The organism is Amycolatopsis sp. NBC_01286, from assembly GCF_035982555.1.
Taxonomy (GTDB): domain Bacteria; phylum Actinomycetota; class Actinomycetes; order Mycobacteriales; family Pseudonocardiaceae; genus Amycolatopsis.
The window spans coordinates 5,508,754-5,531,010 of the sequence record NZ_CP108428.1 but is presented as its reverse complement, the minus strand read 5'-3'; the positions used below and the strand labels follow the sequence as shown (position 1 = coordinate 5,531,010).

Below are 22,257 nucleotides of genomic sequence, written 5' to 3'. Positions count from 1 at the left end.
AGAGGTCGTTGTGGGGTGGTCAGGCGTCGAGGAGTTCGGCGAGCAGGCCGCGGACGCGGCGGTCGATCTCGTCGCGGATCGGGCGGACGGCGTCCACGCCCTGGCCGGCCGGGTCGTCGAGGGGCCAGTCCAGATACCGCTTGCCGGGGAAGATCGGGCAGGTGTCGCCGCAGCCCATGGTGATCACGACGTCGGAGGCCTCGACGTCCTCGGTCGACAGCTTGGTCGGAACCTCGGCGGCGATGTCCAGGCCCCACTCGGCGAGCGCCTCGGCGGCGGCGGGGTTGACCTTGTCGGCCGGTTCGGAGCCGGCCGAGCGCACGGCGATCCGGCCGAGCGCGTAGTGCTGCAGCAGCGCGGCGGCCATCTGGGAGCGGCCGGCGTTGTGCACGCAGACGAACAGCACCTCGGGAGTGCGGGACATGAACGGTCCTTTCAGAGTGGGGTACCGAGCTCATCGAGCAGGCCGCGAACCCGGCGGTCGATCTCGTCACGGATCCGGCGGACCCTGTGCAGCGGTTCGCCGTCGGGGTCGGGGATGTCCCAGTCGAGGTAGCGTTTGCCCGGGTAGATCGGGCAGGCGTCGCCGCAGCCCATCGTGATCACCACGTCGGAGGCGCGCAGCACCTCGTCGGTCAGCGGCTTCGGGTAAGCAGCCTCCAGCGGAACGTGCAGCTCCCGCAGTACCGCGGTGATGATCTCCGGGATCTCGCCCTTGGGCTGGGAGCCGGCCGAACGCACGCTGACCCGGCCGAAGGCGTGGTGGTCGAGCAGGGCGGCGGCCATCTGGGAGCGGCCGACGTTGTGAACGCAGAGGAAGAGCACCTGCGGCACGGTCACCTGCGTCAGCCCCTCGGCCCGGCCGAGGTCGACCAGTCGCTCGCGGGCGAACCGGGCAGTCAGGGCGGGCAGGTGGACGGTAACTGTCGCGTTCTCGGCGAGCAGGTCGTAGGTCTCGCGGACGAACAGCTCGACGGTTTCACGGCCGAAGACGCCGTGGAAGCGGTCGGCGAGCTCGTCGGCGATGCGGTCCAGCTGCAGCCCGACCTCGCGTGTGGGCAGGCCGTCCGTGGCGTGCGTCATGGCTCTCCTCGAGCGAACCGGCCTGGATCGAAGTCTGCCGATGCAATTGAAGACGCTTGGATCGACTCTTGTCAATCCAGCTGAGGTACGATCGAGATCACCCAGCCGCTGAGGAGGAGCCATGGCCGCGCACAACGGTCACGTCCGGTCCAAGCCGGTCGCGGTGACCCTCCTGCTGGCCGAGCCCGCGGCTGTCGTCACCGACACCGAGGCCGAGGCGGCCGCGAAGCTGTTCAAGGCTCTGTCCGACCCGGTCCGAATTCGGCTCGTTTCCCTCATCCGGCACTCACCGGGCGGGGAGGCGTGCTTCTGCGACCTCGCCGAGGACTTCAACATGCCGCAACCGTCACTGAGCCACCACCTGCGGGTTCTCGTCACCGCCGGCGTCCTCACGCGGGAGCGCCGCGGCACGTGGAGTTGGTACAGCCTCGTGCCCGAGCCGCTCGAGCAGCTCGGATACCTGCTTCGCGAAGGCGGCCCGCTCGCGGACCGGCCGGCGCCAATAACGGACACTGAGCGCAACAGCCGCTGCTGAAGTGAGGATTCGGCAGCGCGGTCGCTTGCGACGAATATTGCACTTTCGAATACATGCTCTGCCTCGCCAGAGTCAGCGACTCGCATTTGCGACTTGAACTCGGCGAGGAGCGACGCGATATCAGCTAGCGCCACCCTCGATCGTCGTTGAGCTGGAGCCATCGGTGCCAGGCTTGTTCTGCTCCAGCAGAGTCACGGTCGGTCCAGGCCAGCCACCTGGCCAGCCTTCGACGGTTCTCGGACGCCACAGCTCCCACCAGTGCCTACGCAACTTCTTCGCGAACCCGAGGTCACGGCGCGCGGCCAGGACGAATTCTTTCTGTGCCTCACCCAGTCGAAGCATCCACTGCGCCGTGACTTCGATCTGCAGTTCTCGTTCCGCTGGTTTCTTCGACGTCGGCAGGACCGTGAACAGCTCACCCAAGATGGCTGTGATCTCCTCGGCGGCAGCGCGCGGCTCCGGGTTTCCAACCAAACGGAGCTCCGACAACGCCGCCAGGAACGACGACATCGACTTTCGCGCATCGGCCGATTGGTAGATCGCGGTCGTCGTGTGCCTCCACCGGAACGGCTCCCACTGCTGCATCGCCAAGGCGATTCCGCCAAGGCGAACGTGCCAGGTCATCAGGTCGCCGCCACCGTCGCCTGGTGGTCGCCGGGCAAGCTGTGGCGGTCGGGCAGGACCGCTTCCAGCTTTCGCCGCGCGAACCTGCGGCGGTACTCCGAGCAGGGAATCTGGCGGTCGAGGAGGTACACCGCGGCTTGGGCCAACGCCAGTGGCAGGTGCCCGAGCTCGCCGGCCAGTTCGGCGACCTCATCGGCCAGGTGGGCCTGACCGGCCAGCTTGCGGCCCAGGTAGGCGCGAGACTCGGCGGGGGCGACCCGGTCGCCGACTACAAGCGCCTTCGGGCTGCAGCCGCCGGCCGGTGGGCCTACGTCACCGGACTTCCCGACCAGGAACGGCGAACGATGGAAACAGCACCACAACGCCCGGGTCGCGCTCAACGCCCTGAGAAACCTGAGCAGGCGTCGGCCCGATGAGAACTTCGTCGCTCTCCGGACCAGGTTGCTCGATCTGGGCTACACCGAGGGAGCAGAGCCGGCGCCGTACGACGGACCGTCGTGACCATCGCCCTGAAGCGCACACTGCATCCGTCGTAGATGGTGGTTCGGACTCACGATCCCGGACATGCGAAAGGGCCCCGCACGAGGTGTGCGGGGCCCTTCCGGCATTCGAAATCAGCGAACCTACTTCTTGGCGGCCGACGTGCGCTTGGCCGGGGCCTTGGCTGCGGCGGGCTTCTTCGCCGCCGCGGTCTTGGTGGCGGCCGGCTTGGCCGCTGCCTTGGCCCGGGTGGTGGTGGCCTTGGCGGCGGTGGCCTTGGCCGGGGCGGCCTTGGCGGCCGCGGTCTTCGGGGCGGCCTTGGTGGCGGTCGCCGCCTTGGTCGCGGTGGCCTTGGCGGCGGTGGCCTTGGCGGCCGGCTTCGCCGTGGTGGCGCGCGTGCGGGTGGCCGTCGCGCGGGCGGTGGCCGGCTTGGCCGCGGCCGCGCGGGGCGTGGTGGCCCGCGTGCTGGTGGCCTTCGCCGGGGCCGACGCCTTCGCCACGGACGCGCGAGTCGTCGTGGACGCCGCCGTGGCGCGCTTCACCGGCGCGGCCTTGGCGAGCTTCTTCGTGCCGGAGATGACGTCCTTGAAGGTGGTGCCGGCGCGGAACGCGGGCACGTTGGTCTTCTTGACCTTCACGGCCTGACCGGTGCGCGGGTTGCGCGCGGTGCGAGCGGCGCGAGCGCGCTTCTCGAACACGCCGAAGCCGGTGATGTTCACCTTCTCGCCCTTGTTGACCGTCCGGATGATGATGTCCACCAGACCGTCGACAGCCTGCGCAGCCACCTTCTTGTCGTCACCCAAGCGCTCCGACAGAGCCTCGATCAGCTGGGCCTTGTTCGTCATTCCAGTCCTCCAAAGTGGAACTCGTCAGGCCCGTACTGGCCGACGTCGCACAGAGTATTACCAGAACGGCTGAATCTCCAAACCTGGTGACCACGAACTTCGTTGCGCCGCACCGCAGAGAGTCGGCGAGGCGTCCATATAGGACATCGTGATGTCGATCATTTGTTCTAATCCGAGCAGGTCAAGGCTTGCCGCAGCTCCGAAATCGACACGTCCGGCTGCGCGAGAGCACGGCGGGCGAGGCCCTGGGCCATGGCCTACGCCACGGCAAGAGGAGCCCAGCTCGCCTGGAGGGCGGCCGAGCAGACGCAGTCACGTGCTCGCCTCGGCTTGCGGGTCGCCGCCGCGGGACTCCTTGTCTGCTGCCTCGGAACGCCGGCGCAGGGTGGCGCGGTACCCGGCTTCCCGAAGCCCCGCGAGGTTTCCGATCGGGCGTCCCGGGAATCCGGGGGTACGACCAAGATCGGGAAAGAGGGCCTCCCATGAGGGCATTGGTGTACCAAGGACCGTACGACGTCACCGTCAAGGACGTCGCGGACGCGCGGATCGAGGACCCCAAGGACGCGATCGTCCGGATCACCACGACCAACATCTGCGGCTCGGACCTGCACATGTACGAAGGCCGCACCGACGTCGAAGAAGGCAAGGTCCTCGGCCACGAGAACATGGGCGTCGTCGAGTCCGTCGGCGATGCCGTCGAGCGGATCAAGGTCGGCGACCGCGTCTCGCTGCCGTTCAACATCGCGTGCGGGACCTGCGGCAACTGCTTCAAGGGCCTGACCGGCTTCTGCCTGCGCGCCAACCCCGGTTCCGCGGGCGCTGCGTACGGCTACGCCAGCATGGGCCCCTACAACGGCGGCCAGGCCGAATACCTGCGCGTCCCGTGGGCCGACTTCAACGCGCTCGTGCTGCCCGAGGGCACCGACCACGAACTCGACTACACGATGCTCTCGGACATCTTCCCGACCGGCTGGCACGGCGTCGAACTCGCCAAGATGCAGCCCGGCGAGACCATCGTCGTCTACGGTGCCGGGCCCGTCGGGCTCATGGCCGCGCACGCCGCCAAGATCAAGGGTGCGTCCCGCGTCTTCGTCGTCGACCAGCAGCCCGACCGGCTCAAGCTCGCCGAGCAGCTCGGCGCGATCCCCGTCGACCGCTCCGCCGGCGACGCCGTCGAGCAGCTCACCGACCTCACCGACGGCGGCGCGGACCGCGGCGTCGACGCGGTCGGCTACCAGGCCCACGGCGCCGACGGCGTCGAGCAGCCGGAGATCGTGCTCAACGAGCTGGTCGCCGCCGTGAAGCCGACCGGTGGCATCGGCGTCGTCGGCGTCTACGTGCCGCAGGACCCGGGCGCCGAGGGTGAGCTGGCCAAGCAGGGCAAGCTGGCGTTCGACTACGGCACGTTCTTCTTCAAGGGCCAGTCCATGGGTACCGGCCAGTGCAACACCAAGCAGTACAACGCGCAGCTGCGGGACCTGATCACCGAAGGCATCGCCACGCCGGGATTCCTGGTGTCGCACGAGCTCAGCCTCGACCAGGCCGCCGAAGGGTACGAGCACTTCGACAAGCGCGAGGACGGCTGGACGAAGGTCGTCCTGCACCCCTGACCACCGAGGAACTCAAGCCGTGACCAGCCCGTCAGAGCAGGTCACGGCTTTCCTCGCTTGAATCCTACAGATCGACGGTTTCGTTGCTGCCGGGGTCAGGAGCCGACCCGGTGACCCGCGCCTTGGCCATCTCGAACAACGCCCGCGGTTTGCCGCCGGGGGTCGTCCAGTACTCCGCCGACTGCGCGTCCACCTTGAGCAGCACGACGTCCGCGTCCTCCGGACCACCCGGGAACCACGCCTCGACGAACTCGTTCCACAGCGCCTTCTTCCGGGCGACGTCGTCCACCACAGACGCGGCACCGCTGAGCGACAGCCACGAACCGGAACCGGCGTAACCGACGTTGACCCGGCTGTCGCGAGCGACCTCGGCCACCATGTCGGCGCTTCTCGCGACAAAGAACCACGCCGACCCGTCGAACTCCACCCGCTGACCGGTCATCGGCCTGCTCACCAGCTTGCCGTCGGCCTGATGGGTGGTGATCATCGCCGTACCGACCTTCTTCGCGATATCGGTGACGATCTGGTTGTCTTCGGCACTCATGTCCGCTCCGCTCTCTCGACGATGTCGCGTGGTCAGGCCGGGTGGACAGCGTCCGGCCGGTGGACGGCGGTGCGCCCGGTCTTCTCGCTCCGGACCAGGAACTGCGGGGCGTCCGTCGAACTCTCGTTGCCCGCGTCCCAGCGGACCCGATCGCCCTTCTTGAAGTCGTGAGCCATGGTTGGGTCTTCCCGTTTTCGGCCGGTTTACTCATCCACCGTGCCTTGGCACCCACCGCCACGCCGGGCAGAAAGCGAGCAGGGTGGCAGCACGACTCGTGCCGTGGGCAAGGTGACCGAGGCCCTCGAGACGATCGAACGCGCGCGGGGGCACCTCTACGCGTTCCACCAGCAGACGGGCTGGGCCGACCTCCTCTTCGGCGACGCGGTGGAGCGGCTCGAGAAGGCCGGCCACACGGCGTGGGCGGAGCGGATCCGCGAGGAGCTGATCGGGCTGAACGTGCTCCCCAACGAGCCATCGCCGACTGCGGCGGGAAGCAGGTCATGTTCTGGCGACAACTCGACCCCGACCGGAGTACAGATAAGTCTTCCGGGCGCAGGCCTGGTGGCCACCGAGCACACGGAACTCGCCGGCACCGGCGGTGGAAGCGCTGTCTCCCGTGCCGTGGGCCGGGGGTTCACCAGTACCGCACGGAACAGATCCAGCACGGCGCCGTCTTCTCGTCGTGCTCGCACAGTGCGTTGCAGGCGGCTTTCGCACGCCCGTGGTCCGTCAGGCGTCCGCGCAGCCACTCGCGTGCGGTCAGGCGCCGGAGTTCGGGCAGCTCCGGGGCATCCGCGTTGTGCTCCCGCTGGAACCATCCTCTAGCGGCCATGGGGACGGCACCTCGTCGTCTCGTGGTACTGGAAGCGCTTTCCCGCTGGTCACACTCCCAGCATGCGCCGCAGGTCCGGGGCGTGGCGCCGGGAAACGGGGACCAGCTCGTGGGTCCGGGAGTCCATGATCAGGAACAGCTCTCCCTTGATGCCCCGCTCCACTTCCGCCACCCGGCGCAGGTTCACCAGGAAACGGCGGTGCGCCCGGCGGAATCCGTAGGACGTCAGGGACCGCTCGACGTTGTCCAGGCCGCGGGTCGCGGCCTGGATCCGGCCCCGTTCCGTGACCAGCCAGACGATGTTCCGCTGGGCCTCGGCGTAGCGGATCTCCGACGGGGCCAGCAGGACCAGCCGGTCGTTGCGCATCCCGATGACGCACCGGGGCAGCGGTCCGACGACGTCGTCGGCGCCCCCTCGTAGGCCTCCCCCTCCTGCACCCCGAACGCGCACAGCATGCCCACCACGTGGTTCGCGTCGACGACGGACCGCATGGTCACCGGCGTGGGCTCTTCACCGGGACGCACCGGCAGCCGGGCGTGGCCGCTCCACTCGGCGCTTCCCCGCGCCCGGTCCTTCGCCCACCGCAGCACTTCCGGCAGTCCCGTGATGTCCGGGGTCCACCGCCGCGCCGGTTCGGTCACCCCCGTGACGATGCGGGCTTCGCCGGTCAGCCCGAGCATCGCGACGGCCGATGCGTTCGCGGCGAGCACGTTTCCCCCGCGATCCACCGCCAGGAACGAACCACCGGCGTGCGCGCACTTCCTGGTGAACTCGGCGACGACCTTGTCGGCTTCGTAGATGGCGCGCCGGTAGATCTCCTGTTCCACGAACGCGGCCGCTTGCGTCAGCCACGGCGGCACGCGCTCGGACAGCGACGCGTTCCACCGCGAGATGTTGATCGACGCGACCGGCGCGCCGGTCACCACGTCGCGGATGGAGGTGCCCGCGCACGCCCACTGGTGGAACGCTTCGCACCAGTGTTCCGGCCCCGTCACGGTCACCGGACCGGACACCTCGAGCGACGTCCCCATCCCGTTCGTGCCGGTGCACTCCTCCGACCACGACGACCACGGCGCGAGGTTGTGCAGTTCGGCGCGCCGCTGCGCGGTGGGGTCGCCCCAGGCGCCGAGGACGCGCCCGTCCCCGTCCGTCACGGTGACGACGGCGCCGTCACGCTCCACTTCCCGGCCGGCCAGCGCACCGAGGCCGCCGAGCGCGGTGAAGATCACGCCGGTGTCGCTCCGCCGGCCCTCGTCGCCCCGGGCCTCCGGCGCGACGTCCAGCGCGCGGTCCACGTCGTAGCGATCCCGGCACCGGTACCACGAGGCGAGGATCTCGGGCCGGACGCCCGTTTCGATGTTTTCGCCCCCGGCGAAGTCCTCCCACGCGCGGGCCACTTCCTTCGCCGACGAGGTGGCCATCAGGGAGCCGGCGGACCCGGGCCGGCTCGGTGCGATCACCAGTGGCGGCACTCTCCCGGTCATCGCGACCTCCTTGTCGCCGGGCGAAAGGTCTCACGACTTGTCCACGCCGTTCGGCCACTTCGCTGTAGAACTACCCGGCCGGACGGGTGGGCTGACGAAGAATTCCGGGCAGGCTCCGAGCATATGCCCGGCTGGTGGCCAACCGCCGTCCCGACCGCCGGTGGGTGAATGGCCGCCGCCCGTCATCGCCGCACCACCGTTCGTGGGACGTTCGCCCGCAGTCATCACGCGCGGCTTGCCCTCGCTCCGATGCCCGGTTTAGCTTGCTACGAAGGCCAATCGCCGCGCCCGGGCCCGACAGACCAAAGGCGGTCTCCGCATGGCACAGGTACGCCAGCTCGACCCGAGCTCCCGCAGCCGTGGTGGCGCGTCGGTGTTCCAGGCGTGGGAACGGTTCGCGCGGGGCGGGGACGACCTCAGCGGGGTGCGGCCCGAGATAGCGATTTCCTGGCACCGGTGCCGGGACCAGTACCGGGTCGACCCGGGCCTGACCGAGGCCCCGGCGGCCGTCGCGGAGGTCGGCCACGCACTGGAGCACGACGTCGTGTTCGCCGAGCTCGGCTTCCGCGCCGCCTCGCTGGCCCACGAGGTCGGCACCCTCGGCGGCATCGTGACCATCACCGACGGCACCGGCCGGGTGCTGGCCCAATGGGGTGACCAGGCCACGCAGGACGTCGCCGCCGAAGCCAACCTGGCCCGGTGGTTCTGCTGGTCCGAGGGCGCCACCGGGACGAACGGCATGGGTACCGCGCTCATGTCCTACGCCCCGGTGCTGATCCGCGGCGCCGAGCACTGGTGCCGGGCGTTCCACGACTGGACCTGCGCCGGGGTGGCGATCCGGGACGTGGTGACCCGGGAACCGGTCGCGGTGCTCAACATCTCGTGCTGGCGCGGCGACCTGCCCGGCACGGTGGGAGCCTGGCTCAGCAACGCCGCCACGATGACCCAGCGCATCCTGCGCCGGCGCGCCAAGGACGACGGCGCCGAGCTGATGGCCGCCTTCGGCCACGTCAGGTCGGGCTCGAGCGCGGCGCTCGCGGCCGTGGACGCCGCGGGCCGGGTCGTGCTCGCCGACGACACGGCGGGCGTGCTCCTCGGCATCCCGGGCTCCACACCGGCGCCCGATCCCGCGGTGCGGTGGAAACCGGAGCTGCCGGAGTTCATCCGGGCCGCCAAGTACGCCGCCGCGCAGGCGGTGCGCAATCCCGACTGGGCCGGTTCGACGCAGATCGCCACCCGGCTGGCCAGCGAACCGACGTCGATCAGCTTCCAGCCGGTCTTCCTGTCCGGGCACCTGGTCGGCAACGTCGTTTCGTTCGGCGTGGCCGAAGGGGATCCGTTGCCCCGGGCGAAGGAGGACGTGCCGCCGCACGTGCAGCCGCACCGGATGGTCGCGACCCGCGAGAACCGGATGGTCCTGCTGTGGCTGCCCGAAGTCTCCTTCGCCCAGTCGGACGGCAACGACGTCTGGCTGTCCACCGACCAGGGACTGCTGCGCTCCGCCTCGCCGGGCCTCGACCGGCTCGAAGCCGAGCTGACCGATTCCGGGTTCCTCCGGGTGCACCGCCAGTACGTGGTGAACCTCAGCCGGATCCGGGAGGTCGAGCGCCGGCACAAGGGCGAGCTGTTCCTGGTCATGGACGACGACGCCCAGACCATGGTGCCGGTTTCCCGGCGGAACGCCCCGACCGTGCGCCGGGCGCTGGAGATCTGACCGGCGCTCGTCAGCCGCGGTACCGGTGCACGTCACAGACGCAGTACATCAGGCGGCAGTCGAAGCACGCGGGCTTGTCGACGCACGTGATGCAGCGCCCGCAGCGCACCGGCTCGGTGTGCCGCGCGACGTCGCCGGGCCCGTAGCGCTCGCCGCAGTACAGGCACGGCAACCGCACACCTCCGGGTATCGACGGCTGGTCCATCACATCACCTCGGTCCCGTGGCCGGGCCGTCGCCGTGGCGATGGCCCGGCCACGTCAGCGGTGGTTTCCCGTCACAGGGCGAAGACGATCAACGCGGCACCGTGTCCCTGACCGGACATGCCGGGGACGATGCCCTCGAGCCAGCCACCCCAGCCGACCGGCACCGCGATGTACTGCTTGCCCTCGACGCTGTAGGTGCTCGGGCTGCTGTGGTGACCGCAGCCGCACTGGAAGCTCCAGAGCTTCTCCCCCGTTTCCGCGTGCAGCGCCAGGAAATCGCCCGCGGGCGTGCCGGCGAACACGACGTTCCCCGCGGTGCTGAGGGTCGACGCGGCCATCGGCATGCTGTCGAGCCGGTGACGCCACTTCTCTTCACCGTGGGAGTCGAACGCGCTGACCGAGCCGGCCATGTCGTCGATGTCGACCTCGACGGCGGCGCCCCAGTAGGGCATGCCCTCCTTGAACTCGCGACGCCGCCGGGTGGCGGTGGCGCCCACGTCGGCCACCGGGACGTAGAACAGGTCGTGGTCCGGGTTGTACGACGCGTGCGTCCACTCCTTCGCGCCGGCGGGGCCGGGGAAGAAGTGGCAGGGCTCGCCTTCCTTGTCCGGGTACTTCCGCGCGGTCACCTTGCCGTCGCGGGTGATGACCCCCCAGTCGATCCGGTCGACGAACGGCGTGACGTGCTGCAGCTCGCCGTTGGTGCGGTCGAGGACGAACATGTACCCGTTCTTGTCGAAGTGGGCCAGCAGCTTCTTGCCGTCCCGCTCGAACAGGGTCATCTCCATCGTGGAGTCGTAGTCCCACAGGTCGTGCGGGGTGAACTGGTAGTGCCACTTGATCTCACCCGTGTCGACGTCCAGCGCGACCACGCTGTCGGTGTAGAGGTTGTCCCCCTCACGGACCTCGCCGTCGAAGTCGGGAGCCGGGTTCCCGGTGCCCGCGTAGTAGAGGTTCAGCTCCGGGTCGAAGCTTCCGGTGACCCAGTGGTTCGCGCCGCCGCGCTGCCAGGCCTCGCCGTCGGCGGGCCAGGTCTCCGAGCCGGGCTCACCCGGCTTCGGCACGGTGTAGGTGCGCCAGCGCCGCTCGCCGGTCTCGAGGTCCCAGCAGTCGATGTGGCCGCGGACGCCGTACTCGCCGCCGGAGGACCCGGTGATGAGGGTGTCCTTGATGACCAGCGGGGCGATCGTGGCGCTCTCGCCGGCCCGCACGTCACCGATGGGCTTCTGCCAGATCTTCCGCCCGGTGGTGGCGTCGAGCGCGACCAGCTGGGCGTTCTGGGTCACCATGTAGACCTTGCCGCTCGCCACCGCGCAGCCGCGGTTGACGTTGGCGCAGCACAGGGTCACGTCGATCGGGATCGCGTGCTTGTAGCGCCACAGCTGTTCGCCGCTCTTCGCGTCGAGCGCCCAGAGCCAGCCGTCCCAGCCGGTGACGAACATGACGCCGTCGACGACCAGCGGGCAGGCCTCGAACGCGTAGGTCGACGTCGAGGCGATCATTCCGCTCGCCCCCGCCTGGAAGATCCAGGCGACCTTCAGGTCCTTGACGTTCCCGGCGTCGATCTCCTCGAGCAGGCTGTGCCGCTTGCCGTCGTAGTCGCCGTAGTAGGTGATCCAGTTGTGTGATTCGCTGCGCGCCTGGAGGATGCGCTCGTAGCCGAGGCCGCGCGTCACGTCCGGCGCGCGGTGCGGCAGGTTGGACAGCTTGCCGTGGTCGATCGCCTTGCCGGCGTCGAGGTATTCGATCGTCATGGTGGTTCCTGCCTTTCTACGGCCGCGGCTGGGCGGGTCGGTCGAGCTTGGCCTCCGGCGGCACTTCGCCGGTCACGACGATGGCGGCGGTCAGGCCCCGGCCCTCGTCGTTGCCGGCCGGCGAGCCGTACCAGTAGCAGCCGGGACCGTCCAGTTCGAGGGTCGCGCTGCCCTTCGAGTGGTTCAGCAGGCCGATGAACTGCTTGTCCCCGTTGCTGGGCAGCAAGCAGGCGTGGGTGTTCTTGTCGTCGTTGATGATCGTCAGCTCGAGGACGCCGGAGTGCGGCATGATCAGCACCCCCGGTTCCCACGCCATGGCGTCCTCCCGGATCCGGATGGTCGCTTCCATCGTCCCGTCGGCACGCTCGGTCGCCTTGGCGATCGTGCCGGACCCGAGCACGGCACCGATGGTCGCCTTGTTCTGTCCGCGGAGTTCGACCAGGAGGTCTTCTCGTTCCTGGGCAGTCGTCATCGGACCTCACCTCCTACAGGTGCTTCGGACTTCTGTTGTCCTGCAACGCGTTCGGACTCTACCGCCGGGCACGTCCGCACGATATCCGTTGCCACAGAACAGCCGGGGCCCACCGTTCGGCCGCCGAGAGGTACCGTTCACCGCAGGTCGAACCGGTCGAGTTCCATGACCTTCACCCACGCCGCGGCGAAGTCCCGGACGAACTTCCCGCCCGCGTCGTCGCTCGCGTACACCTCCGAAAGCGCTCTCAGCTCGGAGTGCGAACCGAAGAGGAGGTCGACCCGGCTCGCGGTCCACTTCACCTCGCCGGTGTCCCGGTCGCGGCCCTCGTAGATCGCGCTCCAGTCGGCCCCGTCCCGTTTCGGCGCCCACACCGTCGCCATGTCCAGCAGGTTGACGAAGAAGTCGTTCGTCAACGACCCCGGCGCCGAAGTCAGCACGCCCACCGGAGAACGCCGGTGGGTGACTCCGAGCACCCGCAGCCCGCCGAGCAGCACCGTCATCTCGGGCGCGCTCAAGGTCAGCAGGTTCGCCCGGTCGACCAGCAAGTGCTCCGGTGGCAGCCGGAAGCCGTCGCGCAGGTGGTTCCGGAAGCCGTCCGCCCAGGGTTGCAACGCGCCGAACGACTCGACGTCGGTCCACTCCTGGGTCGCGTCGGTGCGCCCGGGCCGGAACGGGACGCCGGCGTCGTGGCCACCGGCCGCGGCGGCGTGCTCCACCGCGGCGCACCCGCCGAGCACGATCAGGTCGGCCATCGAGATCCGTTTGTCCCCCGGCTGGGCGGCGTTGAACCGCTCCTGAATCCCTTCCAGTACAGGCAGGACGACGTTCAGCTGCCCGGGTTCGTTGACCGGCCAGCCGCGCTGCGGTTCGAGCCGGATCCGCGCGCCGTTCGCGCCGCCGCGCTTGTCGCTGTCGCGGTACGTCGAAGCCGACGCCCACGCCGTCGCCACGAGCTGGGTGGTGGTCAGGCCGGAGCCGAGGATCTCGCGCTTGAGGACTGCGACGTCGCCGGCGTCCACGAGCTCGTGGTCCACGGCCGGCACCGGGTCCTGCCAGATCAGCGGTTCGGCCGGGACGAGCGCCCCCAGGTACCGCCGGCGCGGGCCCATGTCGAGGTGGGTCAGCTTGAACCAGGCCCGCGCGAACGCGTCCTCGAACTGTTCCGGGTGCTCCAGGAACCGCCGCGAAATCGCCGCGTAGACCGGGTCCTCCTGCAACGAGAGATCGGTGGTGAGCATGACCGGGTGGTGTTTCACGTCCGGGTCGAAGGGGTCCGGCACGGTGCCCTCGCCCTGGCCGTCGGCCGGGATCCACTGCCACAGGCCCGCCGGGCTGAGCTCGACGTCCCACTTGTACGCGAAGAGCGTCTCGAAGAACGTGTGGTCCCACCGGGCGGGTGTGCGCGTCCACATCCCCTCCAGCCCGCTGGTGACCGTGTCCGCCGCGATGCCGCTGCCGTGCCGGCCGGTCCAGCCCAGGCCCTGCGCGGTGAGCGGCGCGGCCTCGGGTTCGGGCCCGCAGACCGCGTTCGGCTCCGCCGGGCCGTGGGTCTTGCCGAAGGTGTGCCCGCCCGCGATGAGCGCCACCGTTTCCTCGTCGCCCAGCCCCATCCGCTGGAAGGTCTCCCGGATGTCGCGGGCCGCGAGCCGCGGGTCCGGGTTGGTGGCCGGGCCCTGCGGATCGACGTAGATCAGCCCCATCTCGGTGGCGGCCAGGGGCTCGTCGAGCTCGCGCAGGCCGCTGTAGCGCTCTTCGGCCAGCCACTTGCGTTCCGGACCCCAGTACGTCTCGTCGGGCTCCCACACCTCGGTGCGGCCACCGCCGAACCCGAAAGTCTTGAAGCCCATGGACTCCAGTGCCCGGTTGCCGGCGAAGACCATCAGGTCCGCCCAGGAGATCCGGCGGCCGTACTTCTTCTTGACCGGCCACAGCAACCGGCGTGCCTTGTCCAGGTTCCGGTTGTCCGGCCAGCTGTTCAACGGGGCGAAGCGTTGCATGCCGGCAGCGGCGCCGCCTCGGCCGTCGCTGACGCGGTAGGTCCCCGCGGCGTGCCAGGCCATGCGCAGCACGAGGGGGCCGTAGTGCCCGAATTCGGCGGGCCACCAGTCCTGGGACGTCGTCAGCACCTCGTCGACGTCCCGTGCCAGTTCGCCGAGGTCCACGGTCGCGAATTCCGCGGCGTAGCCGAAGTCCGCGGGCGGGCGCCGGCGCAGGGCCGTCAGGTCGACCCGGTGCGGCCACCAGTCGTTGGCGTCGCCGCTCGCCACCGGTGGGTTCCGCCGCCGGGCCGCCCGGGTCGTGCCCAGGACCTCGTCGTAGGTGCGGTAGACGTGGGTGTCGGGGTTCTCGGGCATCCGGTGTCACCCACGGTTCAGCCGAAGGCCAGTGGCAGCAGGATCGCCGCGCCGAGCAGCGCGATCCCGCTGAACAGGTCGGATCGGACCCGGACGACCTTGGCGGCCAGCCGCCCCACGTACAGGCCGGCGAACGACATGATCACGGTCATGCCGCCGAAAGCCAGCATCGGGACCACCAGGGAGAACCCGGCGATGCCCAGGCTGGTGCCGGCGATGAAGTTGTCGATGCTCAGCGAAAGCGGCATCCCGAAGAGCGTCACCCAGGGGTGGTCCATGTCCTCCGGCTCCGGGTGCCGGATCGCCCCGACGATGAAGTACACCCCGTACAACCCGAGCGCGGTCGCCCCGATGTACTCGGCCCAGTCACCGAGGAAGTCGCCCAGGAAGTGACCGAGGAATCCGCCCAGCAGCGGCCCCACCGCGTCCCACACGCCGAAGACGAGGGCCACCTGCAGAGCGCGCCGCCAGCCGAACGGGATGGTGCCGATGGCGATCGACGAGCGGAAGTTGTCGAGGCTGAGACCGAAGGCGAGGGCGATCAGCGGAAGGAATTCAAGCGTCACTCGAACCACCTCGTGAGAGTGATCAGGGTGGCGCAAGGCCCCGGGAGCCGGGGCCTCACGCCGACGCGGGGACTCTGCTGTCAGCCCCGGTAGAAGTAGCCGGTGACCTCAGCGCACACCTCGACGATCGTGTACTCCGGAGTTTCCCACTGCATGTTTTTCCTCCTCTTTCGCGGACATCGAAGAGCATCTGGGATCCGGTGGAGGCGCTACAACCGATCTTGGACCAGCGGTCGGCAACCGGTGCCGAACGGCGCTCCGCGGCCCACGAATGGGACTACCGCTCGCGCGCCGGAACCGTCGGCCTGCGGTGGACGAGCCGCCCGCCGGGATCCTTCTGGTTGGCCCGGAGCAGGGCGTCCTGCACCAGGTGGTGGTCCGGCGAGTGCCGGCACACCGGGTCGGTGCGTCCCGCGTCGCCGGTCAACGCGAAGGCCTGGCACCGGCAGCCGCCGAAGTCCAGCTCCTTGCGCGGGCAGCTCCGGCACGGGTCGGGCATCCAGTCCGTGCCCCGGAACGCTTCGAAAGCGGGCGACTTCGCCCAGATCCACGCGAGGTCGTGGTCGCGCACCGAAGCGAACTCCATCGTCGTGATCCCGGCGGCCACCGGGCAGGGGTAGACGACGCCGTCCGGGGCGACGGTCAGTGCCGTCCGCGCCCAGCCGCCCATGCACGGCTTGGGGTAGGTCTCGTAGTAGTCCGGGAGGATCCAGAGCAGTTCCAGCTGCTCCGCCAGCTCGGCCTTCCGGCGGGCGTAGACGCCGACCGCCTCGTCCAGCTGGGCCTTGCTCGGCATCAGCGGTTCGCGGTTGCGCAGCGCCCAGCCGTAGTACTGGGCGTTGGCGAGCTCCAGCCGTTCGGCGCCCCACTTCACGCAGACGTCGATGATCGCGTCCAGCCGGTCCAGGTTCAGCCGGTGCAGGACGACGTTCATGTTCAGCGGCAGCCCGGCGTCGCGGATGATCCGCGCGGCCGCCTCCTTCTTGTCGAAGCGCTTGCTCGCCGCGATCAGGTCCGTCGCCTCGGCGGCGTCACCCTGGATGCTCAGCTGGGCGCTGTTGAGCCCCGCCGCGACGAGCGATCCCGCGCGGCGCTCGGTGAGCCCGAGGCCGCTGGTGATCAGGTTCGTGTACAGGCCGAGGCGGCGGCACTCGGCGACCAGCGTCTCCAGATCGCCGCGGACGAGGGGTTCCCCGCCCGAAAAGTGGACCTGCAGGACGCCGAGCCCGGCCGCTTCGCCGAGCACCCGCAGCCAGTGCTCGGTGCCGAGCTCGTCCTGCCGTTCGAGCAGCGCCAGGGGGTTCGAGCAGTAGACGCAGTGCAGCGGGCACCGGTGGGTGACCTCGGCCAGCAGGCCGTAGGGCGGCGGTGCGGTCACTTGACCACCACCCAGCCGCGGCCGCTGGCGTCCTGGAGGAACGCCATGACGTCGCTGGTGAGATCGGTCGCCTCGAAGTCGTGCTCGAGCCGCTCGACCAGCTGCCGCACGGTCCGGCTGCCGTCGCAGAGTCCCAGGATCGCCGCCCCGGACTTGTTCAGGAGCACCACCCTCTCGGGCAGCAGGAGCAGCTCCACGTCCCGCACGCTGTCGTGCTTGAGCACCGCTTTGGTGGCCAGCCGGGGCGTGGCCGTCAGGTCGTCGACATCCATCACGAACGCTTGCCGTACGCGAGCTGCACGGCGTCGAGCAGGCTCCAGAGGACGTCGCACTTGAACTCCAGCGCCCGCGCGCAGGCGTCCTGCTGCTCCCGGGACTTCGCGTGGTTGAGCACCAGTTCGAGCAGGTGCGCGATGTCCTTCGGCTGCTGGGTGAGCCGGGCCCGGAAGTAGTCCAGGCCTTCCGGCGCGATCCACGGGTAATGATGCTCGACGTCGGTGATCCGGCGGCTGAGCAGGTCCGGCGCGAACAGCTCGGTCAGCGCCGACGCCACGGACTCCAGCCACGGCCGCCGGCGGCAGAAGTCCACGTAGGCGTCCACGGCGAAGCGCACGCCGGGCAGCACCGTGTCGTCGTCGAACAGCTGCTCGCGGGTCAACCCGACGGCTTCGCCCAGGCGCACCCACTTCTCGAGGCCGCCCTCGTCCCCCGTGCGCCCGTCGTGGTCGATGATGCGCCGGATCCACCGGCGCCGGTCGTCCCGGCCGGGGAGCTTGGTCAGGATGAACGCGTCCTTCACCGGCAGGTTCACCTGGTAGTAGAAGCGGTTCCGCACCCACCCCCGAAACTCCTCTTCGGTCAGCGAGCCCGCGTGCATGCGTTCGTTGAACGGGTGCAGGTGGTGGTACCGCTTCTCCCCGATCGACCGCAGCCGCGCTTCGAACTCCTCCGTCGCTTCCGAGGACCAGGCGTTCACACTTCCACCTCCAGGCCGGCTCGACCGACCTCGATGCCCAGGTCCGTCAGCCGGCGTCGCTCCGGGGACTCTTCGTCGAGGATCGGGTTCGTGTTGTTGATGTGCGTGTAGATCTTCCGCTTCGCCGGCAGCGCGGCCAGCGCGCGAGCGGAGCCGTCGGCGCCACCGACGGGCAGGTGCCCCATCGAGCGCCCGGTCCGGTTTCCCGCGCCCTGGCCGGACATTTCGTCGTCCGTCCAGAACGTGCCGTCCAGGAAGACGCAGTCGGCCGACGCCACCTGCTCGGCGAACGCCGCGTCCCACCGGGGCAGCGTCGGCGCGTACACCACGGTTCCGCCCGTCACCCGGTCTTCCAGGCGGAACCCCACCTCCCACTCGGCCGAGGCGCACGGACGCCCGACATAGCGAGGTGGCTTGGACCCGGTCGGGAAGGCCGTCACGCGCAACCGGTCGTCCAGGTCCAGGGGCAGGCCGGTGTCGAGCCGGGACCAGGAGAGGTCCGCGTAGTCGCTGAGCAGGTCCCGGACCGGGAAGGACGAGGTCAGCGCTTCGAGCACGGGGGACGTCCCGTAGACCGTCAGCGTCGGCCCCTCCCGCAGCACCAGCAGGCCGATCGTGTGATCGAACTCCGCGTCCGTCAAGAGCACCCCGGCCACCGGTGTCTCGCGGACGTCCGGGCCCGGGTGCAGCGCGGGATCCGCCGCGATCTGGTGGTGGACGTCCGGGGTCGCGTTCAGCAGGAACCACCGCTCACCGGTTCCGGAGACGGCGATCCCGGCGTGGGTCGTCGCGGCTTCGGGCTTGGCACGGGCCTTCCGGCAGCCGGCGCACGCGCAGTTCCACTGCGGATATCCGCCGCCCGCCGCGACTCCGAGACAGTGAACGAACATGTCCCTCCCGAGCTCGGCTTTCTCCCGCAACCTTCATCGCCCCGCGCCGGACCTGGCAACCGATCGCGAACGACCGGTACCGGATCACGGACGAACGGCGACCGTCCCCGCACGAGCGGACCGCACCGGGCCGCTCAGTTCGCCGGGGTGCGGATTCCGGCCAGGCGGGCCGCCGCGGCGAAGCCGGCGTCGGTGCCGGGCCAGTGGGCGCGCACGGCGTCGAGCCCCGCGCGGCGGACGACGCCGCGGAGGACGGCCGTGACGATGATGGCGTCGTCGGCGTGGCCGAGCACCGGGATGAAGTCGGGGATCAGGTCGATCGGCATGGCGAGGTAGACCAGCAGGAGGCCGAGCCGGATCCGGACGCCGCGGGGCAGGGCGGGGTCCGCGGCCAGGCGCCGGATGAGCCGCAGCACGTCGGGCAGCAGCCGCAGCGCCTCGCGCAGGAGACCGCCCCGCGGCCGGACGACGACGAGCGCGACGATCAGCGCGAGCCAGGCCAGCACGAGCGCGATGGCGACGCCGATCAGCAGGTCCCACCAGAACGAGCCGGTCACTGCCGGCCGACGGCGCGGAGCCGGGGTGCCGGGCGGCCACGAGGTTCGACGCCCATTCCGCGCACGTTACGCCCGTGGCATCCGGCTGGTCCAGGCGTGACACCAGCACCGAGGCATCCGTCACGGTCCTGTGTGGACGAACGACCTCGGGTACCGATTCGCGTCGGGCTGCTCAGCTCGTGCCCGTGAGGTGTGCGTAGGCGACGATGTTGTCCAGGTAGCTGCGCGCCGCTCGGTCGAATTCGCCGCCGCAGGTGACGAGGCGTAGACCCGCGTACTCGACGGCTCCGTAGACGTCCTCGGCCGGGAATCGGCTCTTCGGGTACTGCCTCAGCGCGTCGACCGTGAACGTTGCCGTTTTGCCGTCGCTGCGGCGGACGTTGATCTGGGCCCCCGGCGTGAGCTTGGACAGCCGGTAGAACACGGCCGGGCCGCGGTAGGAGTCGATGTGGCCCAGGATGACCGAGGCGCCCGCCTCGCCCGGCGTCGGGCCGTAGTCGTACCAGCCGGCCCTGCTGAAGTCCTTGGGTGACTCGACGGTCCGGTCGGGGTTGAGGCCCAGCGACAGCAGCGAACTGTCCACGCCGATGCTGGGCACCTGGATCGAGACCGGTGTCGACCGGGGCAACGGCACCGTCGGGCGGGGGGCCGGGCGGCCGGTGGTGGGCGGCGGGGTCGTCGTGGTCGGTGCGGGGACGCTGCCGGCCGCGGCGATGGGGGCCTGGCCGGGTTTGTGGGTGACGCCGGCCCAGACCAGGCCGCCGCCGGTCAGGGCCAGCACCACCGCCAGCGCCGGCAGGAGCGCGCGGCGGCGCCGGCGGGCGTCGGATTGACGCCCGCCGGGCTCGGGAAGCTGGTCAGCCACGGGTTTCTTCGTCGTCGCCGGGACGGCGGTGGCGGCTCACGGCGACCGCCGCCGCGCCGGCGACCAGGACCGCTCCGGTGGCCGTGAGGGCGGCGCCGGTCTGGTCGTCGCTCGCTCCGCCCGCCCCCATCGCCGGGGCGCCCTTCGGCACGGTCGGCGCGGCGACCAGGAACGGCGCGACGGCGGCGAGCACGGTGGCCTTGTCCTTCGGCGTTTCGGTGTTGCCCATGAAGACCCCGCCCTTCGCGGGCAGGCCGAGCAGGTTCCCGACGATCGCCGCGTGCCGGGCTTCGACACCGAAGATGCCCGCCGCGGCCTGCAGGATGGTCTTGTCCTTGACGAAGCCCGCCGCACCGAGGTACGCGCCGACGCCGACGTTCTCGAAGGTGTGGCTGGCCGTCAGGAAGCTCATGCGGTTGTCGAACGCGGCCCCGAAGTTCACCATCGGCGCTTCGACCGGGGTCCCGCCCAGCTTCTTGATCGTCGCGGTCAGGGTCGTGACGTGCGACTCCTCGTCGGACTGGATCTGCTTGAGGTAGTCGGCTTCCGCCCCGGAAAGGGCGACGGCCTGGTTGCCCTGGACGTAGAACGCCGATTCCAGGTACTCCAGCGTCAACGCGTAGTTGAGGACGTCGAGGTCGCTGCCGAAGTCGCCGGCCTGGGCCAGCGCCCAGCGGTTGCCGAGCGCGCCGAGTGCCAGCCGGGGCGAGACGTCGGTGGCCTGCCCGTGGATGAGATCACGCCTGTTCATGAGTGCTTTCCTTACGAGGTCGGGAAGTCAGGAGAGGAACGGCTTGACGATGGCGAGGACTTCGTCCTTCGTCCGCTGCTTCTCGATGGGCGCGGGGAACGGCGCGCCGCCCATGAGCGAGGCCAGCACGGCCGCGTGCCGCGACTCCACACCGGCGATGGACGCGGCCGCGCCCAGCACGTCACCGCTCTTGATCAGCCCGACCTGACCGTGGTACGCCGTCACGCCGACCTCTTCGAAGGTGGACGCCGCTTTCAGGAAACCCGCCTTGTCCTTGAACGTCTCGTCCGGGTACTTGATCGCCGGCTTGGCGACCGGGGTGCCGCCGAGCTGCTTGATCAACGCCGTGACCGCCGTGACGTGCGCGCTCTCGTGGTCGGCGATCTCGGTGATCAGCTCGAGCTCACGGCCGCTGACGAGTTTCTTCGCCAGCCCCGTGGTGTAGAAGTCCGACTCCAGGTACTCGAGTGTCAACGCGTAGTTGAGGATCTCGAGATCGCCCGCGTCGCCGGCGGCCGGCGCGGCGATCGCCGAGGTCACCACCGACCCCAGGCCGCCCGCGACCAGCGTCGCGCCGACCCCGACCAGACCCGCCATCCGGAGGAAGGCCCGGCGGTCGGTCTCGGTGGCGATACCCAGCACCGGCTTACCGCCGAAAACCCTGTCGTTCCTGAAAGATCGCATTCGACACCACGCTCTCTGCGCGCTGCGTCCGGCTCGAAGCCGAGCAGGCTCGTTGGTGAGATCCGGCCGGAGCAAAGAAGAAAGTCAGCGAAACCGGCGATCACCCGAGGGCGGCGGCAACCTCACCGGCTGCCGCGCACCCCGGGTCGGACCGCCTCGGCCGGATCTCGGATCGGTGTCCACCGACCACCATGGTTCGGAGGCCCACCCGATCGGGTTCACCCGGCAAGGCGACCCGGCCGGCCTCCCGAGCGCGCGGAATCTCCGGGCTCATCCCCCACCACCTGCGGCGAAACGCAGATCAGGGTGAGAAATCCCCTGACCCGATCCTCGCGAGGATCACTCTGATGGCCCAGTAGCCGCAGCACCGGTCCGTCCACGCGTCGCGCGCCGCCGGCTCGGACCAAGCTCGACGCGCCAATGCCTCGAACGCTTCATGGACAGGCAGCCCGGCCCCCGCTGCTCGAAACGAGTTCACGTTCTGTCGTTCAGACTGCCGAGACAGGAATCGCGGCCATGGAAGAACTGCTCGAGCGGGTGGCGTGCGGAGACCGTTCCGCCTTCGACCGGTTGTACCGGGAATTCTTCGGTCTGGTCTTCCACATCGTGTACAGCGTGGTGCAGGACCACGCACAGTCCGAAGAGGTCACCCAGGAGACGTTCCTCGAACTCTGGGCGACGGCGGCCCGTTTCGACGTCACGCAGGGCACCGGCGCCCGCTGGGTCACGATGATCGCGCGGCGGCGGGCCGTCGACCGGGTGCGCGCGGCACAGGCGGCACGCGAGCGCGACAACCTGGTCGCCCGCCAGGCGTTGATCCCGACCGAGCCCGATCCCAGCGAACAGGCGCTCACCGGGGCCGAGGTCCGCCGGCTCCGGGACGCGCTGGCGAAACTGCCGAAGGAGCAGCAGATCCTGCTCACGCGGGCCTACATCGACGGGATGGCCTACCGGGAAATCGCCGCGGCACTGGGGATTCCGGTCAACACCGTGAAGTCGCGCGTCCGGCTGGCCGCGGCCAAGCTCCGGGAGCTGATCCCGCGTTGAGCG

At 70.0% G+C, this 22,257-nt stretch carries 28 protein-coding genes and 1 pseudogene; 5 read left to right on the top strand and 24 right to left on the bottom strand.

The features are described from left to right. Window positions 1–19 precede the first annotated feature (19 nt). Together OG570_RS26635 and OG570_RS26630 are read right to left on the bottom strand one after the other, a co-directional pair. Window positions 20–424, bottom strand: a complete 405-nt coding sequence (locus tag OG570_RS26635) for an arsenate reductase ArsC (RefSeq protein ID WP_326951290.1) — start codon at window positions 422–424, stop codon at window positions 20–22. An 11-nt stretch (window positions 425–435) separates the two neighbouring features. Continuing rightward, window positions 436–1,083 (bottom strand): arsenate reductase/protein-tyrosine-phosphatase family protein, encoded by a 648-nt coding sequence (locus OG570_RS26630; RefSeq protein ID WP_326951978.1) that lies wholly within the window; start codon window positions 1,081–1,083, stop codon window positions 436–438. Window positions 1,084–1,204: 121 nt separating this feature from the next. Here OG570_RS26630 and OG570_RS26625 point away from each other — a divergent pair, with 121 nt between their 5' ends. Next, a complete protein-coding gene (locus OG570_RS26625; protein ID WP_326951292.1) occupies window positions 1,205–1,618 on the top strand; it encodes an ArsR/SmtB family transcription factor in 414 nt (137 codons plus the stop codon). A gap of 120 nt (window positions 1,619–1,738) precedes the next feature. Here OG570_RS26625 and OG570_RS26620 read toward each other — a convergent pair whose 3' ends face one another. The 3 genes from OG570_RS26620 to OG570_RS26610 form a co-directional block, all read right to left on the bottom strand. Continuing rightward, on the bottom strand, window positions 1,739–2,242 hold the full coding sequence (locus OG570_RS26620; RefSeq protein ID WP_326951977.1) for a hypothetical protein: 504 nt from the start codon (window positions 2,240–2,242) through the stop codon (window positions 1,739–1,741). After that, entirely contained in the window at window positions 2,242–2,622 is a 381-nt protein-coding gene (locus tag OG570_RS26615) for a hypothetical protein (RefSeq protein WP_326951976.1), read from the bottom strand. The genes OG570_RS26620 and OG570_RS26615 overlap by 1 nt, the downstream gene beginning before the upstream one ends. A gap of 243 nt (window positions 2,623–2,865) precedes the next feature. Continuing rightward, window positions 2,866–3,567, bottom strand: coding sequence for an HU family DNA-binding protein (locus OG570_RS26610; protein ID WP_326951975.1), 702 nt, complete (start codon window positions 3,565–3,567; stop codon window positions 2,866–2,868). Between the two features lie 482 nt (window positions 3,568–4,049). Between OG570_RS26610 and OG570_RS26605 the strand changes: the two genes are divergently transcribed. Continuing rightward, window positions 4,050–5,177: a glutathione-independent formaldehyde dehydrogenase gene (locus OG570_RS26605; protein WP_326951974.1), complete on the top strand. Its 1,128-nt coding sequence runs from the start codon at window positions 4,050–4,052 to the stop codon at window positions 5,175–5,177. Window positions 5,178–5,241: 64 nt separating this feature from the next. On the opposite strand, the gene OG570_RS26600 is transcribed toward OG570_RS26605, so the two are convergent. Next, entirely contained in the window at window positions 5,242–5,721 is a 480-nt protein-coding gene (locus OG570_RS26600) for a pyridoxamine 5'-phosphate oxidase family protein (protein WP_326951296.1), read from the bottom strand. Between the two features lie 32 nt (window positions 5,722–5,753). Next, window positions 5,754–5,897, bottom strand: coding sequence for a hypothetical protein (locus OG570_RS26595; RefSeq protein ID WP_326951297.1), 144 nt, complete (start codon window positions 5,895–5,897; stop codon window positions 5,754–5,756). Window positions 5,898–5,937: 40 nt separating this feature from the next. Between OG570_RS26595 and OG570_RS48335 the strand changes: the two are divergent. After that, a pseudogene (locus tag OG570_RS48335) lies at window positions 5,938–6,189 on the top strand (hypothetical protein); the annotation flags it as partial. A 166-nt stretch (window positions 6,190–6,355) separates the two neighbouring features. On the opposite strand, the gene OG570_RS26590 reads toward OG570_RS48335, so the two are convergent. Genes OG570_RS26590 through OG570_RS26580 form a run of 3 tightly spaced genes read right to left on the bottom strand, consistent with a single transcriptional unit; the run spans window position 6,356 to window position 8,038 of the window. Continuing rightward, complete coding sequence (locus OG570_RS26590; RefSeq protein WP_326951973.1) at window positions 6,356–6,553, bottom strand: hypothetical protein; 198 nt, start codon at window positions 6,551–6,553, stop codon at window positions 6,356–6,358. Window positions 6,554–6,602: 49 nt separating this feature from the next. Further along, complete coding sequence (locus OG570_RS26585; protein WP_326960163.1) at window positions 6,603–6,854, bottom strand: LytTR family DNA-binding domain-containing protein; 252 nt, start codon at window positions 6,852–6,854, stop codon at window positions 6,603–6,605. Continuing rightward, complete coding sequence (locus OG570_RS26580; protein WP_326951971.1) at window positions 6,779–8,038, bottom strand: DNA-binding protein; 1,260 nt, start codon at window positions 8,036–8,038, stop codon at window positions 6,779–6,781. Before OG570_RS26580 ends, OG570_RS26585 begins: the two co-directional genes overlap by 76 nt. Window positions 8,039–8,357: 319 nt before the next feature. Between OG570_RS26580 and OG570_RS26575 the strand changes: the two genes are divergently transcribed. Beyond that, window positions 8,358–9,752 (top strand): DNA-binding protein, encoded by a 1,395-nt coding sequence (locus OG570_RS26575; RefSeq protein ID WP_326951970.1) that lies wholly within the window; start codon window positions 8,358–8,360, stop codon window positions 9,750–9,752. Between the two features lie 10 nt (window positions 9,753–9,762). On the opposite strand, the gene OG570_RS26570 is transcribed toward OG570_RS26575, so the two are convergent. From OG570_RS26570 to OG570_RS26510, 14 genes are all read right to left on the bottom strand, one after another. Then, complete coding sequence (locus tag OG570_RS26570) at window positions 9,763–9,957, bottom strand: recombination activating protein 1 (RefSeq protein WP_326951969.1); 195 nt, start codon at window positions 9,955–9,957, stop codon at window positions 9,763–9,765. Between the two features lie 71 nt (window positions 9,958–10,028). Then, a complete protein-coding gene (locus OG570_RS26565; protein WP_326951968.1) occupies window positions 10,029–11,711 on the bottom strand; it encodes a PQQ-dependent dehydrogenase, methanol/ethanol family in 1,683 nt (560 codons plus the stop codon). A gap of 16 nt (window positions 11,712–11,727) precedes the next feature. Next, entirely contained in the window at window positions 11,728–12,183 is a 456-nt protein-coding gene (locus tag OG570_RS26560) for an MSMEG_3727 family PQQ-associated protein (protein WP_326951303.1), read from the bottom strand. Window positions 12,184–12,320: 137 nt separating this feature from the next. After that, window positions 12,321–14,540: a catalase/peroxidase HPI gene (gene katG / locus OG570_RS26555; RefSeq protein WP_326951967.1), complete on the bottom strand. Its 2,220-nt coding sequence runs from the start codon at window positions 14,538–14,540 to the stop codon at window positions 12,321–12,323. Window positions 14,541–14,557: 17 nt separating this feature from the next. Further along, window positions 14,558–15,106: a manganese efflux pump MntP gene (locus tag OG570_RS26550; RefSeq protein ID WP_326951966.1), complete on the bottom strand. Its 549-nt coding sequence runs from the start codon at window positions 15,104–15,106 to the stop codon at window positions 14,558–14,560. An 80-nt stretch (window positions 15,107–15,186) separates the two neighbouring features. Continuing rightward, the gene (gene pqqA, locus OG570_RS48330; protein ID WP_442788329.1) at window positions 15,187–15,261 is read right to left on the bottom strand and encodes a pyrroloquinoline quinone precursor peptide PqqA; all 75 of its coding nucleotides are present in this window, start codon (window positions 15,259–15,261) and stop codon (window positions 15,187–15,189) included. Between the two features lie 122 nt (window positions 15,262–15,383). Further along, on the bottom strand, window positions 15,384–16,484 hold the full coding sequence (gene pqqE, locus OG570_RS26545) for a pyrroloquinoline quinone biosynthesis protein PqqE (protein WP_326951965.1): 1,101 nt from the start codon (window positions 16,482–16,484) through the stop codon (window positions 15,384–15,386). After that, the gene (pqqD, locus tag OG570_RS26540) at window positions 16,481–16,756 is read right to left on the bottom strand and encodes a pyrroloquinoline quinone biosynthesis peptide chaperone PqqD (protein ID WP_326951964.1); all 276 of its coding nucleotides are present in this window, start codon (window positions 16,754–16,756) and stop codon (window positions 16,481–16,483) included. Before pqqD ends, pqqE begins: the two co-directional genes overlap by 4 nt. Then, window positions 16,756–17,460, bottom strand: coding sequence for a pyrroloquinoline-quinone synthase PqqC (gene pqqC / locus OG570_RS26535; protein WP_326951963.1), 705 nt, complete (start codon window positions 17,458–17,460; stop codon window positions 16,756–16,758). Before pqqC ends, pqqD begins: the two co-directional genes overlap by 1 nt. Beyond that, entirely contained in the window at window positions 17,457–18,350 is an 894-nt protein-coding gene (pqqB, locus tag OG570_RS26530; RefSeq protein WP_326951962.1) for a pyrroloquinoline quinone biosynthesis protein PqqB, read from the bottom strand. The genes pqqC and pqqB overlap by 4 nt, the downstream gene beginning before the upstream one ends. A 134-nt stretch (window positions 18,351–18,484) precedes the next feature. Next, window positions 18,485–18,907, bottom strand: a complete 423-nt coding sequence (locus OG570_RS26525) for a YkvA family protein (RefSeq protein ID WP_326951961.1) — start codon at window positions 18,905–18,907, stop codon at window positions 18,485–18,487. Window positions 18,908–19,079: 172 nt separating this feature from the next. Beyond that, entirely contained in the window at window positions 19,080–19,772 is a 693-nt protein-coding gene (locus tag OG570_RS26520) for a class F sortase (RefSeq protein ID WP_326951960.1), read from the bottom strand. Then, window positions 19,765–20,523: a ferritin-like domain-containing protein gene (locus tag OG570_RS26515; RefSeq protein ID WP_326951959.1), complete on the bottom strand. Its 759-nt coding sequence runs from the start codon at window positions 20,521–20,523 to the stop codon at window positions 19,765–19,767. Before OG570_RS26515 ends, OG570_RS26520 begins: the two co-directional genes overlap by 8 nt. A gap of 27 nt (window positions 20,524–20,550) precedes the next feature. Further along, complete coding sequence (locus tag OG570_RS26510) at window positions 20,551–21,165, bottom strand: ferritin-like domain-containing protein (RefSeq protein ID WP_326951958.1); 615 nt, start codon at window positions 21,163–21,165, stop codon at window positions 20,551–20,553. A 558-nt stretch (window positions 21,166–21,723) separates the two neighbouring features. Between OG570_RS26510 and OG570_RS26505 the strand changes: the two genes are divergently transcribed. Continuing rightward, entirely contained in the window at window positions 21,724–22,254 is a 531-nt protein-coding gene (locus OG570_RS26505) for a sigma-70 family RNA polymerase sigma factor (RefSeq protein ID WP_326951957.1), read from the top strand. The last annotated feature ends 3 nt before the right edge of the window (window positions 22,255–22,257 follow it).

Bases quoted from the DNA above. Each gene is read 5' to 3' on its own strand.
- OG570_RS26635 (WP_326951290.1), bottom strand. From the start codon at position 424: ATGTCCCGCACTCCCGAGGTGCTGTTCGTCTGCGTGCACAACGCCGGC.
- OG570_RS26630 (WP_326951978.1), bottom strand. From the start codon at position 1,083: ATGACGCACGCCACGGACGGCCTGCCCACACGCGAGGTCGGGCTGCAG.
- OG570_RS26625 (WP_326951292.1), top strand. From the start codon at position 1,205: ATGGCCGCGCACAACGGTCACGTCCGGTCCAAGCCGGTCGCGGTGACC.
- OG570_RS26620 (WP_326951977.1), bottom strand. From the start codon at position 2,242: ATGACCTGGCACGTTCGCCTTGGCGGAATCGCCTTGGCGATGCAGCAG.
- OG570_RS26610 (WP_326951975.1), bottom strand. From the start codon at position 3,567: ATGACGAACAAGGCCCAGCTGATCGAGGCTCTGTCGGAGCGCTTGGGT.
- OG570_RS26605 (WP_326951974.1), top strand. From the start codon at position 4,050: ATGAGGGCATTGGTGTACCAAGGACCGTACGACGTCACCGTCAAGGAC.
- OG570_RS26600 (WP_326951296.1), bottom strand. From the start codon at position 5,721: ATGAGTGCCGAAGACAACCAGATCGTCACCGATATCGCGAAGAAGGTC.
- OG570_RS26595 (WP_326951297.1), bottom strand. From the start codon at position 5,897: ATGGCTCACGACTTCAAGAAGGGCGATCGGGTCCGCTGGGACGCGGGC.
- OG570_RS26590 (WP_326951973.1), bottom strand. From the start codon at position 6,553: ATGGCCGCTAGAGGATGGTTCCAGCGGGAGCACAACGCGGATGCCCCG.
- OG570_RS26580 (WP_326951971.1), bottom strand. From the start codon at position 8,038: ATGACCGGGAGAGTGCCGCCACTGGTGATCGCACCGAGCCGGCCCGGG.
- OG570_RS26575 (WP_326951970.1), top strand. From the start codon at position 8,358: ATGGCACAGGTACGCCAGCTCGACCCGAGCTCCCGCAGCCGTGGTGGC.
- OG570_RS26570 (WP_326951969.1), bottom strand. From the start codon at position 9,957: ATGGACCAGCCGTCGATACCCGGAGGTGTGCGGTTGCCGTGCCTGTAC.
- OG570_RS26565 (WP_326951968.1), bottom strand. From the start codon at position 11,711: ATGACGATCGAATACCTCGACGCCGGCAAGGCGATCGACCACGGCAAG.
- OG570_RS26560 (WP_326951303.1), bottom strand. From the start codon at position 12,183: ATGACGACTGCCCAGGAACGAGAAGACCTCCTGGTCGAACTCCGCGGA.
- katG (WP_326951967.1), bottom strand. From the start codon at position 14,540: ATGCCCGAGAACCCCGACACCCACGTCTACCGCACCTACGACGAGGTC.
- pqqD (WP_326951964.1), bottom strand. From the start codon at position 16,756: ATGGATGTCGACGACCTGACGGCCACGCCCCGGCTGGCCACCAAAGCG.
- pqqB (WP_326951962.1), bottom strand. From the start codon at position 18,350: ATGTTCGTTCACTGTCTCGGAGTCGCGGCGGGCGGCGGATATCCGCAG.
- OG570_RS26515 (WP_326951959.1), bottom strand. From the start codon at position 20,523: ATGAACAGGCGTGATCTCATCCACGGGCAGGCCACCGACGTCTCGCCC.
- OG570_RS26505 (WP_326951957.1), top strand. From the start codon at position 21,724: ATGGAAGAACTGCTCGAGCGGGTGGCGTGCGGAGACCGTTCCGCCTTC.